This is a genomic window from Dyella subtropica (assembly GCF_026283965.1).
Lineage (GTDB): Bacteria > Pseudomonadota > Gammaproteobacteria > Xanthomonadales > Rhodanobacteraceae > Dyella_D > Dyella_D subtropica.
This window is the reverse complement of the sequence record NZ_JAPDPD010000028.1, coordinates 40,633-56,598: the sequence shown is the minus strand read 5'-3', so window position 1 is coordinate 56,598 and position 15,966 is coordinate 40,633. Positions and strand designations below refer to the sequence as shown.

Genomic DNA, 15,966 nt, shown 5'->3' with positions numbered 1-15,966 from the left:
GCCGCCAGGTGGCAGTGCGTGGCGCAGCGCCTGGCTGGTTGCCAGGCCAAGCCGCGCGCTGCCACCTGGCGGCCACTCAACGGCAACCCTACGGGCCGGGTCTGTTTGCACGCATGCCCGCGTCATCACTCAGTTGTGTACGGACGTACACGCCTTCGTTCTTCCTTGGCCTGCGTGCAAACAGCTCCCGGCGCGGGCCACGAAAAGATATTGAACAGGCTCTGAGGGCATGCCGCTTCGGGCGTCCGTTACACTATGGTTTTCGCCATCGTGGCGGACAGGACACCACGGCATGACCCGCAAGACCCTCAAGGTCGCGCTGCTGCAGGAAACCCACCGCGGCAGCCGCGACGCCAACCTCGACGCTATTGAAACCGGCCTGCGTGAAGCCGCGGCCGCCGGCGCGGAACTGGTGCTGTTGCAGGAGCTGCACAACGGCCCGTATTTCTGCCAGCACGAATCGGTGTCGGAGTTCGACCTTGCGGAAAGCCTTCCGGGCCACAGCACCGAGCGCCTCGGCAAGCTGGCTGAGGAATTGAAGCTGGTAGTGGTGGCCTCGCTGTTCGAGAAGCGCGCCACCGGGCTGTATCACAACACGGCAGTGGTGTTTGACCGCTCGGCCAAGATCGCCGGCAAGTATCGCAAGATGCACATCCCGGACGATCCGGCGTTCTATGAGAAGTTCTATTTCACGCCGGGCGACCTGGGTTTCGACCCGATCGACACCTCGGTGGGCCGCCTCGGTGTGCTGGTTTGCTGGGACCAGTGGTATCCGGAAGCCGCGCGCCTGATGGCGCTGGCCGGCGCCGATCTATTGCTTTACCCCACCGCTATCGGCTGGGATCCGAACGACGCGCAGGCCGAGAAGGATCGCCAGCGCGAAGCCTGGGTGACGGTGCAGCGCGGCCACGCGGTGGCCAACGGCTTGCCGCTGCTGGCGTGCAATCGCACAGGTTATGAGCCGGATGTTTCCGGCGTCGGTGCGGGCATTCAGTTCTGGGGCACCAGCTTTGTCGCCGGCCCGCAGGGTGAATTCCTGGCCCAAGCCAGCACTGACCAGCGCGAACTGCTGGTGGTCGATATCGACATGGCGCGCAGCGAGCACGTGCGCCGCATCTGGCCGTTCCTGCGCGACCGCCGCATCGACGCCTATGGCGACTTGCTCAAGCGTTTCCGCGACTGAGTGCATGAACGCTGTTGGCCGCATGGCTTGTGCCGTGCGGCAACGGTCCCCATGCAGTGCTTTCCCCACTAACGACCGATCATAAGCATGAGCCTGGACGCCACCACCGATACCTTGCCGCCTGCCTTGCAGGGCCAGCCGATCGAGCGCGTGGTACGCGATGGCGTGGAGTACGTAGTGCTGGGCACGGCGCACGTGTCACGCGCGAGCGTGGAAGCCGTCGATGCCCTGCTGGCACAGGAGTCGTTCGATGCGATCGCCGTAGAGCTCTGCGCCAGCCGCGCGCAGGGCATGCGCGACCCGGAAGCGCTCAAGAAGATGGACCTGTTCCAGGTCATTCGCCAGGGTAAAGCCGGCATGGTCGCGGCCAGCCTGGTGCTGTCGTCGTTCCAGAAACGCCTGGCCGATCAATACGGCATCCAGCCCGGTGCAGAAATGAAGGCGGCGATGGATGGTGCCGAGTTGCGTGGCCTGCCGGTGTGGCTGGTGGATCGCGATGTGGGCACCACACTCAAGCGCGCCTGGCGCAGCGTGGGCTTCTGGCAGCGCTTCGGCCTGATGGGTGGCCTGCTCGCCAGCGTGTTCGAGCGCGAAGAGATCGAAGAAAAGGAAATCGAGAAGCTCAAACAGGGTGACATGCTCGAGAGCGCATTCAGCGAGTTCGCCAGCGAATCCGAGCCGCTCTACCGCAGCCTGATCGGCGAGCGCGACGCCTACATGACGGCTCGCTTGCGCGAGGAAGCGGCGCAAGCGCGTTTCGGCGAACACCGCCGTGTGCTGGTGGTGATTGGCGCCGGCCACCTCAAGGGTCTGTGCGAGCTATTGCGCCGTCAGCAGGAAGATCCCACGGCCAAGGCCGCCGAACTTGCCCAATTGCCGCCCAAGGCGCGCTGGCCGAAATGGCTGGCCATCGGTTTGGTGCTGGCGGTGTTCGTCGCCATTGGTTTCGCTTTCCATCGCAATACGGCGCTGGGCGCGCAAGCACTGCGCGATTGGGTGCTGTTCACCGCGGGCTTCGCGGCGCTTGGCGCGGTGATCGCCGGCGGGCATCCACTCAGCATTCTTGCTGCAGCGATTGCTGCGCCGATCAAACCTTTCCGCCCCGGCATTCCCTCCGGCGCCATCAGCGCCATGACGGAAGCCTGGGTGCGCAAACCGCGTGTGGCCGACTTCGATACCCTGCGTGACGACATCGGCCACTGGAGCGGTTGGTGGAAGAACCGCATCGCCCGCACCCTGCTCAACTTCCTACTGGTCTGCCTGGGCACCATCGTGGGCGAATACAGCGCCGGCATTCATATCTTCAAGAGCCTGTTCTGAAAGAGCCTGCTCTAAAAGAGCTTGTTCTTATCGATGACCGAAACCCTGTAGGGGCGCACCCTGTGCGCGACAAACCGGCAGGATTGCCGGTTTGGGCGAGGGCCATGGATGGACCGAGTGACAACCCTACGGCGTAGATGCCTTCGAGGCCTGATCGCGCACAGGGTGTGCTCCTACATGCAACGCATCGACCAGCACGTCGATCAATTGCTCGTTGCTGTCCAGGCTTTGCTCCCAGTACATGACGCCACCGAGGCCTTGCGTTTTCACGTAAGCCATCTTGATGCGCAACGACTGGGGATCGTCATAACTGACGAAGGTGCGGGTGGCGGGATTCCATAGATAAGGCACCTGCGCCTTGGCATCCCAATGCCGCGTGTAACCGTTCTTGTCGATGTAGTTGGCGACCAGGTCGCGCCATGAAGGGGCACCAGAGAACTTGGCGTATTTTTGCTGCAGACCGTCATGGGCCGGATCAACGCCAGTGAAGGCGCGTCCGTAGAACGGCACCCCGAGGATGAGCTTGCGCGCCGGCACGCCGGCATCCATGAACTGGCGCACCGCTTTATCGGCGGCACGGTCGCCCGCGGGGTCCAGCGCCGATGGATACAGGCCGGCATGATGCCCCGTCGTCGGCGTCAGGCTGTTGTGGAAGTCGTAGGTCATCAGATTGATCCAGTCGAGCGACCGCGCCGCGCGCTCCAGCTCGATACCCGCGACGAACTCGCTGTCCGCCGCGGCGATGGTCAGCACGTAATGGCGCCCACCGTGTGCTTTACCCAATTGGTCGAGGCGGGCACGCGCCGTTTCCAGCAGCAAACTGAAGTTGCGCTTGTCCTCGGGACGATGACTGATGCCACCGCCAGGCAAGGTCGGGTATTCCCAATCGATGTCCAGGCCATCGAGGTCGTGTTGCTCGAGCAGCTTCGCCGCATCCTCAGCGAATCGCTGCCGAGCATCGTCGGTGAGCGCGGCCTCGGAGAAATGACCCGCGGTCCAGCCGCCCACCGACAGCACGACCTTGAGTTGGGGATTGACCTTGCGCAGCGCAGTAAGCGTCGCCAGCGAGGATGTGGCGACGGGGCTCTTCAATACGATGTCGCCTTTGTCGTCGATCGTGCCGAAGGCGTAGTTGATGACGTCCAACTTGTGCGCATTGATCGGCGGCAGCGGCGATGCATCGGCCACGTAGCCGACGATGTGATAGGAAGAAATCCCCCCTTTTTCAGCCTCCTCGGCGGCCAACCCATTGGCGAACAGCAGGGCTATCGCCACCGCCCATCCCCGGATAGCCGCCGAACGGCCTATCGACATGATTTCCCGCATCCCCTGTTCCTTACGTAAGTGTTGGCGAAAGTGTTGGCGAACCGGCCGGTTAGGCGAACAGCCCCTGTGGCCGGTTGTTGCAGCGTGTTGTCCCTGCTTGGACCCAACCACTATACTTCCGCGACTTACCGCCATGTACCCGCCGGAATCGTGGAAATAATCTCGATGACTCGACTGCAATTGCTCGGCCTGACCGTCGCTGCCGCACTACTCGTCACTGGCAGCGTTCATGCCGAGGGCGACAAGGCCAGCGGCCGCAAACTGATCTATACCTGCAACGGCTGCCACGGTGTGCCCGGTTACGAGAACGCCTACCCGCGTTACCCGGTGCCGAAGATCGCCGGCCAGAACGAGCAGTACATCATCAATGCTCTGCATGGTTACAAGAGCGGCGACCGCACCCATCCGACCATGGTGGCCCAGGCGCAGAGTCTGTCCGACAAGGACATCGACGATATCGCCGCCTACCTTTCCAGCCTCGCCAAGTAAGTAGCCTAGGATCAAGGATTCCGCATGAAACGTGCGCTCACCCTGCTTTCATTCGGCGCCGTCCTGGCGTTCGCTTCCACCCAGTTGTTCGCTAGCGGCAGTATCGATGCCGGCAAGCAGAAGGCTGCCGCTTGCTTTGCCTGCCACGGTGCTGACGGCAATGCGGTCGATCCGCAGTACCCGCGCCTGGCCGGCCAGTACAACGTGTACATCCAGCAGGTGCTGCATGAGTACAAGGACGGCCACCGCAACAACCCGATCATGAAGGGCTTCGTTGCCACCTTGTCCGAACAGGACATCGAGGACGTCGCCGCCTATTTCTCGAGCCTGCCCACCAAGCTCGATGGCCTGAAGGGCCACATCCAGGGCGACAAGTAATCCCTCGCCAGATGCAGAACGAAAGAAGGCCCGCCTAGGCGGGCCTTCTTTTTGCGTTTGCATAGAAAGCCGAATCAGCTGAGCGCCGACTGGCCTTCATGCTTGCGGTAGTAAGGATTGCTGCCGCCCGCATGGTCGGTGGCATCGCGCACTTCGGTGATCTCCGGCACTCGCTCGCGCAAGGTCTTCTCGACACCTTGCTTGAGCGTGACATCGACCATGCCGCAGCCGTGGCAGCCGCCGCCGAATTGCAGCACGACCACCCCCGCAGCACTCACTTCCAGCAAACTAATGCGCCCACCGTGGGCGGCGATGCGCGGATTGATCTCGGCTTCCAATACGTAGCGCACACGCTCCACCAGGCCCGCATCCATGCCCGGCAGCTCGCCCTTGATACGGGGGGCGCGGATATTGAGCTGGCCGCCCGTGGGGTTCGGCTCGTAATCGATACTGGCGCCATCCAGCCAGGAAGCGCTCTCACCGTCGATCTGGAACAGGAAACCGTTGCATTCGATGGTCCACTCACGGCCGGTCAGCTCGTCAGGCTCGCAGAATTCCAGCTCGCAGTTGGCGGCAGGGGTGCCCGGCGAGGTCACGCGCAAGCGGATGCTCAGCCCGTCGATGCCTTGTTGCGAAAGGAGGCGCAGAAAGTGCTGCTGCGCGCGTTCGGAAATGTCGATCATGCTTGCTCCAGATAACCTTGGCGGCCATCAAACGCCTGGCCACCGAAACAGCACCATTTTAGTCCTGTTTCAACATCGCGTGTGGCTTTGACTTTTGCAGGCACAACTTCGACGCTTCGCCTCTTTAAGAATGACATCTGGAGACACTCATGAGCTACGCCGATCTCGCCAGCCAGCATTGCACCCCGCGCAAGGGTAAGGAACATGCACTAGACGCCGCGCAGGTCTCGACGCTGCTGGCACAGCTTCCAGGCTGGGTTGCCAGCGCGGACGGCAAGTCCATCGTGAAGGACTTCAAGTTCGCCAACTTCCATCACACCCTCGGCTTCATCAACGCCGTCGGCTTCATGGCCAATCACGAAGACCATCATCCGGACATCGAGGCGGGCTACGGGCACTGCCACCTGCTCTGGTCCACGCATGATGTGGGCGGACTGTCGCTCAACGATTTCATCTGCGCAGCCCGCGTCGAGGCTTTGCTGGCCCGCTGAGCATGAGCCGCACCTTTCACCGGGTCGCCTCCATCGCCGGTTTTGCACTGGCGGTGGCGCTGCTGTTGCTGGTCATGCACGCGCTGTCCAGGCAAGTGACCATGGTACAGCTGCAACGCGAGGCGGGACGGGAGCTGCACGCTCTGCAGAATCACCAGCCCCTCTGGATCTGGTCGCTGCGGCGACCACCCGACCTGGTTGCCGGCCACCCATTCGGCGCAGCGACGGCGGCGTTCGACGATGGGCGCCTGCGTATCACCAGCCGTGACGGCAGCCCTTACGATCTGGGGCTGCCGCTGATGCAGCCGGTGGATCTTGCGCATTGGCCGCTGCTACGCCTGCATGTGGAAAGCAGCGCCGATGGCGAACTTGGCCTGATCCTGCAGGCCAGCGAACAAGGTGCGACCTGTCTTGCGACTTCCGCGGCGGAGCTGACCCAGGGTGCCACCGAGCTGACCGTCGATCTGCGCAAGGTCCTGTGGCAGACGGTGGCGGGAGAGCGGTGCCCGTCGCTGGGTGTCCTCACCCATATGCTGCGCTTGCGGCCGCACTTGCCAACTGGCGCCACCTTGCATTTGCGCGATGCGGCGCTGATCGCAGACCCGCCTGCACCTGCCGTCGATGCCGGTGCGGCCATTGAACTGCCAGCGGACTTGCCGATCGCGGAGCAGCGCATCGCTCAATTGAGCCTCGGCGATCGGCAACCGGCCACCCCGCTGTTCCACCTGCCCGCATCTGCCGCCCCTGAAACATGGCTCACTCTCCGCGATCGGCTCCGCCAGCACTGGCCGGCAGCGCTGATCGTTCCGGCCGGGGTGGCGCTTCTTCCCAGCGAGCAGGGGGCGATGCCGGCCTGGTTCGGCTGGACCATGTGCGGAACCTACCTGTTGCTGCTGGCCTGGCTCGCTGCGAGGCCGCCACCTGGAAAAACGCCTCCCTGGCTGGAGGTCGCTGCATTCATGACCGGTCCGCTATGGCTGATCGCCGGGCTGCAATGGGGACTTCATCCGTCGATCCCGGCGGTGATCGCCTTTGTGGCCGCCTTGCTGTACGCCGCGGTGATCGAATGGCGTCGGCGTCCAGCGGACTGGCGCTGGCTAAGCGGAAGCTGGCGCGACTGGGCTTGGCCGCTGGCCATGGCTCCGGTCGCGCTGGGGCTGATCGCGTGGTCGGGCCAGGCTTTCGCCGGGCCAGGCGGACGCCATGTGCTGACTTATCTGGCCTGGGCCACCCTGCAGCAATGGGCAGCACTGGCCGTGGTGATGCGGCGACTGGAACGGCTGCCATGGCCACGCTCCGTGACGCTGCTGGTCACAGCCACGCTGTTCGCCCTTCTCCACACCCCCAACGGCGCCCTGATGCAGCTTTGCCTGCTGGCCGAACTCTGGTGGGCCTGGTGCTTCCTGCGATCGCGCGCCTTGCTGCCGATCGCACTCGCTCACGCCGTCTGTGCGCTGCTCGTCGAAAGCGGACTTACCGGTGGCCTGCTTCGATCCTTAGAAGTCAGTGCGCGATTTTTCCTGTAGATAGCGCAGCCTTTTTCCTTTTACAGCAAGCACATCCAGGAAATCCTTCAAGTCATCTGGCATGGGAGCGGAGAAGCTGTAGGCTCGCCCATCCAGCTCGAAGCTCATATGCGAGGCATGTAGGAACAATCGCTGCAGGCCCATCTCACGGAAGCGCCTATTCATGTCCTTGTCGCCGTACTTCGGGTCGCCCGCCAGCGGATGGCCGATATGCGCGGCGTGCACGCGAATCTGATGGGTACGCCCGGTTCCCAGCGTGGCCTGCATCAGTCGGGCGCCCGGATACTGCTCCATTTCGCGGAAAAAAGTGAGCGATGGCTTGCCGTTATCGGACACTCTTACCATGCGTTCTCCGCCCTGGAGCACCGACTTCATCAGCGGTGCATTGACGTCGAACTTGGCTTTGGACGGGTGACCGACCATCAAGCAGAGGTACTGCTTGGTCACCGTGCCGGCGCGGATCTCAGCCTGCAGACCGGTCAAACCGGCGCGGGTCTTGGCAAAAACCAGCACGCCGCTGGTATCCCGGTCCAGTCGATGGACCAGCTCCAGATGCTCCTGCGGGCGGGCGGCCCGCAGCAGTTCGATAGCACCATGGCTCACACCGCTGCCGCCGTGGCTGGCAATGCCGGCGGGCTTGTCGATGACCAGAAAGTGCTTGTCCTCGAAAATCACCGCATCGGCGACGGACGACACCATGCCGGGCGACGGCCCCTGATCAACCGGGCGCTCGGCCACCCGCACCGGCGGGATGCGCAGCATATCGCCGGCGATGAGACGGGTATCCGGCTTGGCCCGTTTCCCGTTGACTCGGACCTGCCCGGTGCGCAAAAGCCGATAAATCATGCTTTTCGGCACACCTTTGAGCAGAGTCATCAGCGCATTATCGATACGCTGACCGTCCCGCTCGGGGCCGATCTCGACTTGACGCACACCTTGAGGTGCATCGTGGGAAGTTACCGTCTGCATTGAAAAAAACCTGACTAAATAGGATACTCGGCCGGCGCTACGTCCTACCCGCCGAAGTCCGGCTTGGGTAAGGGCGCCCGCCCGTGACGCCGGCGAGGATAGCGCCGGCCGCCTCCTTGGCAGCCGGTCGCTGCTCCCTTTCATCGTAACGGTTCGGGTTGCTGTTTGTCCGATTCATAAGAAGAATCGGAGCGGCAAGCGCAATGCCACGAATCACCCCGGAGCCGGAAACGGTGCCGTCTTTTTGCCGCTTAACCGCAGCGGCGCGATCCCCGGCAGGCCGCCCCAACGGCGCCACCGCGGCACGCGACGCGCGGCAAGCCAAGGAAAATCACAATGAAACGCATGTTGATCAACGCAACTCAGCGTGAAGAGTTGCGTGTGGCCATCGTCGATGGCCAGACCCTTTACGATCTCGATATCGAAATCCCCTCCCGCGAACAGAAAAAGGCCAACATTTACAAAGGCCGCATCACTCGCGTCGAACCCTCCCTCGAAGCCTGCTTCATCGATTACGGCGCCGAACGCCATGGCTTCCTGCCGCTGAAGGAAATTGCCCGGGAGTATTTCGCCCAGGGTCTGGACCCGAACAAGGCCAGCATCCGCGAGCTGCTGAAGGAAGGCCAGGAAGTCGTCGTTCAGGTCGAGAAGGAAGAGCGTGGCAACAAGGGCGCCGCCCTGACCACGTTCATCAGTCTCGCCGGCCGCTACATGGTGCTGATGCCGAACAACCCGAAGGCCGGCGGCGTCTCGCGCCGGATCGAAGGTGAAGACCGGCAGGCCCTGAAAGAAGCCCTGGAACACCTGACCGTCCCCGACGATGTCGGCCTGATCGTGCGTACCGCCGGTATGGGTCGCGACGCCGAGGAGCTGCAGTGGGACCTGGACTACCTGCTCCAGTTGTGGCGCTCGATTTCCGCGGCGGCCAGCTCGCAGAAGGCGCCGTTCCTGATCTATCAGGAATCCAAGCTGTTCATCCGCGCCCTGCGCGACTACCTGCGCAACGACATTGGCGAGATCCTGATCGACGAGGAGTCGCTCTTCAACGACGCCCGCGAGTTCGTGCAGCAGGTGATGCCGAACGCCCTGCGCAAGCTCAAGATGTACCGCGACGAGACCCCGCTGTTCTCGCGCTACCAGATCGAAACGCAGATCGAGAGCGCGTTCGACCGCCAGGTGCGTCTGCCTTCCGGCGGCTCGATCGTGATCGACCAGACCGAAGCGCTGACCGCCATCGACATCAACTCGTCGAAGGCCACCAAGGGCAGCGACATCGAGGAAACCGCGTTCAACACCAACTGCGAGGCGGCGGCGGAAATCGCCCGCCAGCTGCGTATCCGCGATGCCGGCGGCCTGATCGTGATCGATTTCATCGACATGGACAGCCCCAAGCATCAGCGTGAAGTGGAAGAACGCCTGAAAGACGCCCTCAAGCTGGACCGCGCCCGCGTACAGATCGGCCGCATCTCGCGCTTCGGCCTGCTGGAGATGTCCCGCCAGCGTCTGCGCCCGAGCCTGGGCGAAGCCACTCAGATCGTGTGCCCACGCTGCGAAGGTCACGGCCACATCCGCGGCGTGGAGTCGCTGGCGCTGTCCACCTTGCGCCTGATCGAAGAACACGCCATGAAGGACAACACCGGCCAAGTGCTGGTGCAGGCCCCGCCGACCGTGGCCAACTTCATGCTCAACGAAAAACGTGCCAGCGTGGTCGAGATCGAACTACGCAACAAGGTGCACGTGGTGATCGTGGCCGACGACAAGCTCGAGACGCCGCATATCGAAATTCAGCGCATCCGCGAAGTGGACATGGGCGAGCACAGCAAGCCCAGCTATGAGCGCCTGACCACCGTCGAGACGTCGCCGATCCCCAAGATGGGTCAGGCCCTGGGTAGCAGCGAGCAACCGGCCGTCAGCGGCATCGTGCCCGCTTCTCCGGCGCCAGTGCGCGAAGAAGAGACCGCTCCGGCAGCTGCCGCCGCGCCGGCCAGCCGTCGACCGTCAGCCGCCGCACCGGCCCCGAGTGGCGGCGTGATTTCCCGCCTGCTTGGCTGGTTCCGTAGCAGTGCCGCCCCGTCCACGCCTGCTCCGCAAACCAAGCGCGAGGAAGCCCCGTCGCAGGCGCGCGGCAACCGTCGCGACGAACGTGGCCGCCCGCAGCAAGGTGGCCGTCAGCAGCAGCGTCGGGACCAGCAGCCGGCCAAGCAAGGCGGCCAGCAGCAGGGCCAGCAGCAGAGCAAGGGCGGCCGTCAGCGCGGTGCCGAACAGCAGCCGCGTCAGCCGCAGCAGACACAAGCACCCGCGAGCAAGCAGGAACAACCGCAGCGCCAGCCCAAGCCAGCCGCCGAGCAGCAGGCCGCACAGGCAGAACGCAAGCAGGCCCAGCCACCGCGCCAGGAGCAGGACAAGCCGAAGCAGGAGCAGCGCCAGCCTCGTCAGGCACAGCCGCAGCAACAGGCCCAGCGTCCGGCCGCCGCACCGTTGACCGAGGCCGTCCAGGAAGCCATGGTCGCCAGGCCAGTGACCGATGCCGTGGCACCGGATACCGTCGAAGTGGGTGCAGCGGAGGCTGAAGGCAGCCAGGCGCGTCGCCGTCGTGGTCGTCGTGGTGGCCGTCGCCGCCGTCGCCATGAAGATGCCACGCCGACCGGTGCCGCTGGAACCGAGGCTCAGCACGACAACGAGTTCGACCTGGACGACGAGGATCGCGACCAGGCTGCGATCGCTGGCACGACGGCAGGCCATCAGACCGCCCCAACCGTGACGGAAGCCCGCTCCCAGGTCAGCACGGCAGTCGCTGGAGCTGCAGCTGTCGTGGCTGCCGCTGAGATCGCCAAGAAAGTGGAAGCCCCCGCCGCTCCGATGCCATCGGCCTCCTTCCCTGTTGAGCATGAGGCTCCGGTCGTGGAAACCTCGGCGCCGACGCCGGTGGCCTTCAACCTGCCGACCCTTCCGCCCATTCCAGCAAAAATGGAAACGGAAGTGAGCCAACCGGCCGTAGCCGAATCCGTAACCCCTCACCTGCCGACAGCACAGAGCGATGCGCCCTTGGCCACTGAGGTCGCCACGCCGCATACACCAGTGACGGACAACGAGCCCCGCATGGCTGACAGCGCGCCGCCCCAGATGGTGGAGCCCGTGGCACCCGCCGTGAGCGAGCAGGAGAAGACCGTCGCGCTTCACGAGGCTCCGGCGCACCAGCCCGCCCCGATGGTGGAAGTACCGGTCAAAACCGAAGAAGAAACCGCCAAGCCCGCCGCGGAGGAAGCCCCTGTGCTGCCGCCTGTGACCAAGTTGCCCACGCAGGGCGATTTGCTGGGACATACGGACTTCCACGTGCAGCCGGATGTCGCCGCCACGCCGTCGCCGACCGAGAACAAGCCATTTGAGAGCAGGCCATCTGAGAGCAGGCCGCCTGAGAGCAAGCCGTCCGAGGACAAAACCAGCGCCTCCGGTAGCTGATCTTCATCGGCCGATAGCCCAAGAAAAAGCCGGACGAAAGTCCGGCTTTTTCTTTATCTGCATGGCGACCGACTCAGCCGCCAACTTGATTGTTATGCGTATCCAGCAAGCCGTGGATAGTCATCAAGTGGGCGAGGCTCACGACATGATCCACCTGCAACTTCTCCATCAGACGCTGCTTATAGGTCGACACGGTCTTGGGGCTGAGATTGAGCTGCTCACCGATCGCTGTAAGCGCCTTGCCACGTACCAGCATCATGGCCACCTCCAGTTCGCGGCTGGACAGCGCATCGAACGGCGAGCCATCTCCATCCAGCGTCGCCAGCGCAAGCTGCTGCGCCACCGCAGGAGCGAGATAGCGATGACCACCCGCCACCTGCCTCACCGCAATGAGCAGTTCCTCCGCCGTGCAGCCCTTGGTGAGGTAACCAAAGGCACCGGCATCCAGCAGGCGCTTAGGAAATCTCGCATCATCGACCACCGTTATGATGATGATGTGTGTCGCCATCTTGGCGCGCACCACACGCTCGGTCAGCTCGATGCCGCTCATGCCAGGCATATGCACATCGACCAGAGCGATCTGCGGCTCATGGGTGCGTATCAGGCGCAACCCCTCCTCGGCCGTACCTGCTTCACCGCAGATATGGATATCGGGCTGCTGCTGCAGAATCATCCGAAAACCCGTACGCACGAGCTCGTGATCGTCAACCAAAACCAGTTTGATCACTTCGCCGCCTCCTTGGGTGTGGCATCTGAAATTAGGCTGCATGCATGACCAATGCAAGCACTCATACATCGAATACGTTTGTAACGGATAGCGCTTTCTCCCCTTCCCCGACCGGCGCACATCGGCCAGCTGGATTATCCGGAAACCCAGTATCTTTGATCCTTACCCGCGGGTCTGTCAGCTGAAACCTACGCCATGTCGTCACAAGCTGGCATTCATGACGTCCGGTCAACACGGGAATACGGTGTAGTGCCCGAAGCCCGGAGCGAATCGGCCTAGTCTTGTAGCTACGGGGATTTTAGTCCTATCAGGCGATTGAGAAACTCCCGGCGACGCCCCTGCTTCCTCTCTCCTGTTCGCCGATTTGTGCACAGGGGAGAGGATTGAGGAGAGGGGTGGGTGCTCGCGATCCCCCCCTACTTCGTCACCCCGGCGTAATCCCATGGACTCGCCCTCGCTTATTGCGGTGGAGGTCCGACGATGGCCCCCGAAACCGCCGAACTCCAGTTTTAATGTCTACGGAAACGGGGGCGACGTCAGCGCGGAGCCCCCTTCACCAGGCGCCGCCTCTGATGAGAGATGCATCACAGATGGCAATGAATATCCGGGCGTAGGCTCTTTGCTCGTGCTTGCCCGGTCGGATGGTAGAGATCGGCTTGCCCGAGACAGGAAAGTACGGATGGCGAACTTGATATGAGGACTCGCGAAGGATTTCGGCTTGCTTGCATCGCCTCATGGGTGATGCCCGTGCTCGTCCTCATCGGAGTACGCCAGTTGCCACCAGTGTTCGCGCTGGAACGGCCACGACTTCGAACGCTATCCGCAATACATCGTTCAGATGTAGTCGCCACGATTCAATGCGCGTGAAGCCACGGCGTCTCCATAAGACTGCCTAGCAGAAGTGCCGTGCGACGCACTCAAAACAGTTTTTGTGTGCTTCGCACGGCTTATTGAAACTGGATGACCAGCCTCGCCGTTGTGAAGCGCCTCCGGCCTGCGCCGGAATGACGACTCAAAACGAGGGGACACCTCAGCTTTCGAGGTTCCCTACATGAGCAAACATAGGGAGAGGGAGGATGTTGCATAGTCGCCAGGTGAGTCTCATCAAGCGAATCTTTGCGCATATCGACGCTGGGACCACCGATCTGAGCGCGTCCGTGGGACTCAACCCCGTGCAGGCTTACTTTTCCAGTGCGCACCAGTCCCTGGAGAATGAGCATCTATTCCGCCGACGTGGCCTTCTTGTGGGGCTAACTTGCCGGCTTCAAGCGCCGGGCGACTACGTGGTGGATGACCTGAGCGGCACGTCGCTGCTGCTGGTTCGTACACCCTCCGGTCGAATCAATGCCTTTCTGAATGTCTGCCGCCACCGGGGCGCACCCTTGGTACAAGAATGTGGCCGTGGGGCGAAAAGCTTTGTCTGTCCCTACCATGCGTGGTCCTATGATGTGGAAGGCCTACCGCGGCAGCTCTCGCCGCGCGGAGCGTTCCCGGGTCTAAGTCCTTCCGACCGAAGACTGGCGCGGGTTCCCGTCACCGAAGCAAACGGATTGATCTGGGTCCACCCTTATGCCGATGTCGTGCAGCCTGTCGACCTGCAAGGGCTGGAAAGTGAAATCGACGCCTATGCGCTAGGCAGCCTATTCCACTACGAAACCCGCCGCCTTTGCAGGCAAATGAATTGGAAGATAGTCGTCGAGACTTTCTTGGAAAACACGCACTTTCCCTTTCTGCATGGCGACACCATCGCCTCTCTGTTTATTCCCGGGCTGGGTGTGTTTGAAGCGTTCGGCGAACATTGCATGATCGTCTACCCTCGAAAGACCATTCATGCATTGCGTGGGCAGCCGGAGGCCACCTGGAATTTGTTAGATCACTCGGTTGTCATCTATGTGCTGTTTCCTAACAGCTTGTTGATTTGGCAGCGTGATCATCTGGAAGTCTGGCGGGTATTCCCGGACCCCAGCGGAAACCCGGCCATGTGTCGTGCTGAGGCTTCCATCTACTCCCCTTCGCTAGCCGACAATCCCAAGGCGCGAGGTCACTGGGATCGGAACATGGAGCTGCTGTTGCGCACCGTGGATGGCGAGGACTTTCCCTTGGCTGAAGGGATCCAGCGAGGCTTGTCATCCGGAGCACAGTCGCACCTGACGTTTGGGCGCCATGAGCCCGCACTCATTCACTACCATGCACAGTTAAACAAGGTACTCACTATGCGTGAAGATGAGCCGATCCCGAAGAGCAGCAGAGCCTTTCCTGCAACTGAAATAAAGAGCCGAGAAAGCGTTCGCAACTTCGATTCGTGCTAGGGATGCTCTGACATTGGGAGAGGCATATGGATGATGGCAACACCCTTATCCGCGTGTGCTACGCCGATACCGATGCCGGGGGAGTGGTCTATCACGGTAGCTATCTGAGGTACTTCGACCAGGCCCGTGCCGACTGGCTTCGCCACCGGGGCTTTTCGCAACAAGTAGTCAAAGAGCAAATGGGTTTGGTCTTTGCCGTGCGTGCGGTGCAACTACGTTATTGCCGCCCAGCGGGCTTGGATGCACAACTCGTGATTCGAACTCAAGTGAATGAATCGGACCCAACCACCTTACGGTTCCGCCAAGAGGCTTGGTGCGAGCAAGTGCTGTTGGTCGAGGGCGATGTTGAGCTGGTGTGCGTCGATCTTCGACGCTGGAAGGCAGCCCCTTGGCCCGAGGCCATACGCAGCACGATAGCGGCGCAGTCCGCCAGCTAAGAGTGGCCTGAACAGTCGCGCCCCCCCGAGTTTTCACGCCAACGCGACCTAGGCGAAGCACGTCAAAGCCTATCTACGCCGACGTGGAGGCCAGGCCAAGGTGCGAGGCAACTGAAGATGGACGAGCGCGATATACGTGACAGCTTCCTGCACGTCGCCCAGGGAAAGACCAAAACTAAACGTCGCATTCAGGTAAGTGGGCAGCCCGCGGACCTGCTGGCCCGGATCGCAGCGTGCAAAGCTTCCTACAAGGTCCAGGCTACGCGCCAGGTGATCGGCGGGGATGGGGGCAATCGCTGACGTACAGCATGCTGCAGGGCGCTTTCTACTGCGCGCGGGAGTCGGTAGGGATCGAGCCCAAGGCCTTCCAGTTCCGGGATCTGCGCGCCAAGGCCGGCACCAGGCCGATTCGGCCGGAGACATCCGGCAGGCACAGCAGCAGCTTGGCCGCACCACGGTGACCATGACGGAGCACTATGTCAGGCAGCGCCATGGTGCCCGCTACGAAGTAGCGAATTGCAGACCGGAAACCGCGCGTCACATGCGGCTCAACAAGCCTGGCAAGATAGTGATCCAGCGGCGCGCCATGAAGGCTCAGCCGCTCCCATTCGATGACGACCTGCGTGCCCATGGTGGCGAGCCTAAGCCGGCAGAGTCTCACGGCGTGAG

15 protein-coding genes are annotated in these 15,966 nt (G+C 62.5%); 10 read left to right on the top strand and 5 right to left on the bottom strand.

Annotated elements, in window-relative coordinates:
- Positions 1–292 precede the first annotated feature (292 nt).
- The gene (locus tag OUZ45_RS19475) at positions 293–1,183 is read left to right on the top strand and encodes a carbon-nitrogen hydrolase (protein WP_266171981.1); all 891 of its coding nucleotides are present in this window, start codon (positions 293–295) and stop codon (positions 1,181–1,183) included.
- Between the two features lie 87 nt (positions 1,184–1,270).
- Positions 1,271–2,503 (top strand): TraB/GumN family protein, encoded by a 1,233-nt coding sequence (locus OUZ45_RS19470; protein ID WP_266171980.1) that lies wholly within the window; start codon positions 1,271–1,273, stop codon positions 2,501–2,503.
- Positions 2,504–2,629: 126 nt separating this feature from the next.
- On the opposite strand, the gene OUZ45_RS19465 is transcribed toward OUZ45_RS19470, so the two are convergent.
- Complete coding sequence (locus tag OUZ45_RS19465; protein WP_266171979.1) at positions 2,630–3,829, bottom strand: glycoside hydrolase family 18 protein; 1,200 nt, start codon at positions 3,827–3,829, stop codon at positions 2,630–2,632.
- 165 nt (positions 3,830–3,994) lie between these two features.
- Here OUZ45_RS19465 and OUZ45_RS19460 point away from each other — a divergent pair, with 165 nt between their 5' ends.
- A complete protein-coding gene (locus OUZ45_RS19460; protein ID WP_266171978.1) occupies positions 3,995–4,318 on the top strand; it encodes a c-type cytochrome in 324 nt (107 codons plus the stop codon).
- 24 nt (positions 4,319–4,342) lie between these two features.
- The gene (locus OUZ45_RS19455) at positions 4,343–4,696 is read left to right on the top strand and encodes a c-type cytochrome (protein WP_266171977.1); all 354 of its coding nucleotides are present in this window, start codon (positions 4,343–4,345) and stop codon (positions 4,694–4,696) included.
- Between the two features lie 74 nt (positions 4,697–4,770).
- Here OUZ45_RS19455 and OUZ45_RS19450 read toward each other — a convergent pair whose 3' ends face one another.
- A complete protein-coding gene (locus tag OUZ45_RS19450) occupies positions 4,771–5,379 on the bottom strand; it encodes an NfuA family Fe-S biogenesis protein (RefSeq protein WP_266171976.1) in 609 nt (202 codons plus the stop codon).
- A gap of 149 nt (positions 5,380–5,528) precedes the next feature.
- On the opposite strand from OUZ45_RS19450, the gene OUZ45_RS19445 reads away from it, so the two are divergent.
- Both OUZ45_RS19445 and OUZ45_RS19440 read left to right on the top strand, forming a co-directional pair.
- Positions 5,529–5,870, top strand: a complete 342-nt coding sequence (locus OUZ45_RS19445) for a 4a-hydroxytetrahydrobiopterin dehydratase (RefSeq protein ID WP_266171975.1) — start codon at positions 5,529–5,531, stop codon at positions 5,868–5,870.
- 2 nt (positions 5,871–5,872) lie between these two features.
- On the top strand, positions 5,873–7,396 hold the full coding sequence (locus tag OUZ45_RS19440) for a CPBP family intramembrane glutamic endopeptidase (protein ID WP_266171974.1): 1,524 nt from the start codon (positions 5,873–5,875) through the stop codon (positions 7,394–7,396).
- On the opposite strand, the gene OUZ45_RS19435 is transcribed toward OUZ45_RS19440, so the two are convergent.
- Positions 7,367–8,365, bottom strand: coding sequence for an RluA family pseudouridine synthase (locus OUZ45_RS19435; RefSeq protein WP_266171985.1), 999 nt, complete (start codon positions 8,363–8,365; stop codon positions 7,367–7,369). The two genes, OUZ45_RS19440 and OUZ45_RS19435, sit on opposite strands and share 30 nt — an antisense overlap.
- Positions 8,366–8,701: 336 nt before the next feature.
- Here OUZ45_RS19435 and OUZ45_RS19430 point away from each other — a divergent pair, with 336 nt between their 5' ends.
- On the top strand, positions 8,702–11,824 hold the full coding sequence (locus OUZ45_RS19430; RefSeq protein ID WP_266171973.1) for an Rne/Rng family ribonuclease: 3,123 nt from the start codon (positions 8,702–8,704) through the stop codon (positions 11,822–11,824).
- Positions 11,825–11,897: 73 nt separating this feature from the next.
- Here OUZ45_RS19430 and OUZ45_RS19425 read toward each other — a convergent pair whose 3' ends face one another.
- On the bottom strand, positions 11,898–12,551 hold the full coding sequence (locus OUZ45_RS19425; RefSeq protein WP_266171972.1) for a response regulator: 654 nt from the start codon (positions 12,549–12,551) through the stop codon (positions 11,898–11,900).
- A gap of 1,076 nt (positions 12,552–13,627) precedes the next feature.
- Here OUZ45_RS19425 and OUZ45_RS19420 point away from each other — a divergent pair.
- The 3 genes from OUZ45_RS19420 (at position 13,628) to OUZ45_RS19410 (ending at position 15,597) form a co-directional block, all read left to right on the top strand.
- Positions 13,628–14,860, top strand: coding sequence for an aromatic ring-hydroxylating oxygenase subunit alpha (locus tag OUZ45_RS19420; protein ID WP_266171971.1), 1,233 nt, complete (start codon positions 13,628–13,630; stop codon positions 14,858–14,860).
- Positions 14,861–14,886: 26 nt separating this feature from the next.
- Positions 14,887–15,297 carry a YbgC/FadM family acyl-CoA thioesterase gene (locus OUZ45_RS19415; RefSeq protein ID WP_266171970.1) on the top strand — a complete coding sequence of 137 codons (411 nt, stop codon included), beginning with the start codon at positions 14,887–14,889 and terminating at the stop codon, positions 15,295–15,297.
- Positions 15,298–15,414: 117 nt separating this feature from the next.
- On the top strand, positions 15,415–15,597 hold the full coding sequence (locus OUZ45_RS19410; RefSeq protein ID WP_266171969.1) for a hypothetical protein: 183 nt from the start codon (positions 15,415–15,417) through the stop codon (positions 15,595–15,597).
- Between the two features lie 25 nt (positions 15,598–15,622).
- On the opposite strand, the gene OUZ45_RS19405 is transcribed toward OUZ45_RS19410, so the two are convergent.
- On the bottom strand, positions 15,623–15,928 hold the full coding sequence (locus OUZ45_RS19405; protein ID WP_266171968.1) for a hypothetical protein: 306 nt from the start codon (positions 15,926–15,928) through the stop codon (positions 15,623–15,625).
- Positions 15,929–15,966 lie beyond the last annotated feature (38 nt).

What these genes read in the sequence shown, in the direction of transcription:
- OUZ45_RS19475 (WP_266171981.1), top strand. Translation starts at nt 293, where the DNA reads ATGACCCGCAAGACCCTCAAGGTCGCGCTGCTGCAGGAAACCCACCGC.
- OUZ45_RS19470 (WP_266171980.1), top strand. Translation starts at nt 1,271, where the DNA reads ATGAGCCTGGACGCCACCACCGATACCTTGCCGCCTGCCTTGCAGGGC.
- OUZ45_RS19465 (WP_266171979.1), bottom strand. Translation starts at nt 3,829, where the DNA reads ATGCGGGAAATCATGTCGATAGGCCGTTCGGCGGCTATCCGGGGATGG.
- OUZ45_RS19460 (WP_266171978.1), top strand. Translation starts at nt 3,995, where the DNA reads ATGACTCGACTGCAATTGCTCGGCCTGACCGTCGCTGCCGCACTACTC.
- OUZ45_RS19455 (WP_266171977.1), top strand. Translation starts at nt 4,343, where the DNA reads ATGAAACGTGCGCTCACCCTGCTTTCATTCGGCGCCGTCCTGGCGTTC.
- OUZ45_RS19450 (WP_266171976.1), bottom strand. Translation starts at nt 5,379, where the DNA reads ATGATCGACATTTCCGAACGCGCGCAGCAGCACTTTCTGCGCCTCCTT.
- OUZ45_RS19445 (WP_266171975.1), top strand. Translation starts at nt 5,529, where the DNA reads ATGAGCTACGCCGATCTCGCCAGCCAGCATTGCACCCCGCGCAAGGGT.
- OUZ45_RS19440 (WP_266171974.1), top strand. Translation starts at nt 5,873, where the DNA reads ATGAGCCGCACCTTTCACCGGGTCGCCTCCATCGCCGGTTTTGCACTG.
- OUZ45_RS19435 (WP_266171985.1), bottom strand. Translation starts at nt 8,365, where the DNA reads ATGCAGACGGTAACTTCCCACGATGCACCTCAAGGTGTGCGTCAAGTC.
- OUZ45_RS19430 (WP_266171973.1), top strand. Translation starts at nt 8,702, where the DNA reads ATGAAACGCATGTTGATCAACGCAACTCAGCGTGAAGAGTTGCGTGTG.
- OUZ45_RS19420 (WP_266171971.1), top strand. Translation starts at nt 13,628, where the DNA reads ATGTTGCATAGTCGCCAGGTGAGTCTCATCAAGCGAATCTTTGCGCAT.
- OUZ45_RS19415 (WP_266171970.1), top strand. Translation starts at nt 14,887, where the DNA reads ATGGATGATGGCAACACCCTTATCCGCGTGTGCTACGCCGATACCGAT.
- OUZ45_RS19410 (WP_266171969.1), top strand. Translation starts at nt 15,415, where the DNA reads ATGGACGAGCGCGATATACGTGACAGCTTCCTGCACGTCGCCCAGGGA.
- OUZ45_RS19405 (WP_266171968.1), bottom strand. Translation starts at nt 15,928, where the DNA reads ATGGGCACGCAGGTCGTCATCGAATGGGAGCGGCTGAGCCTTCATGGC.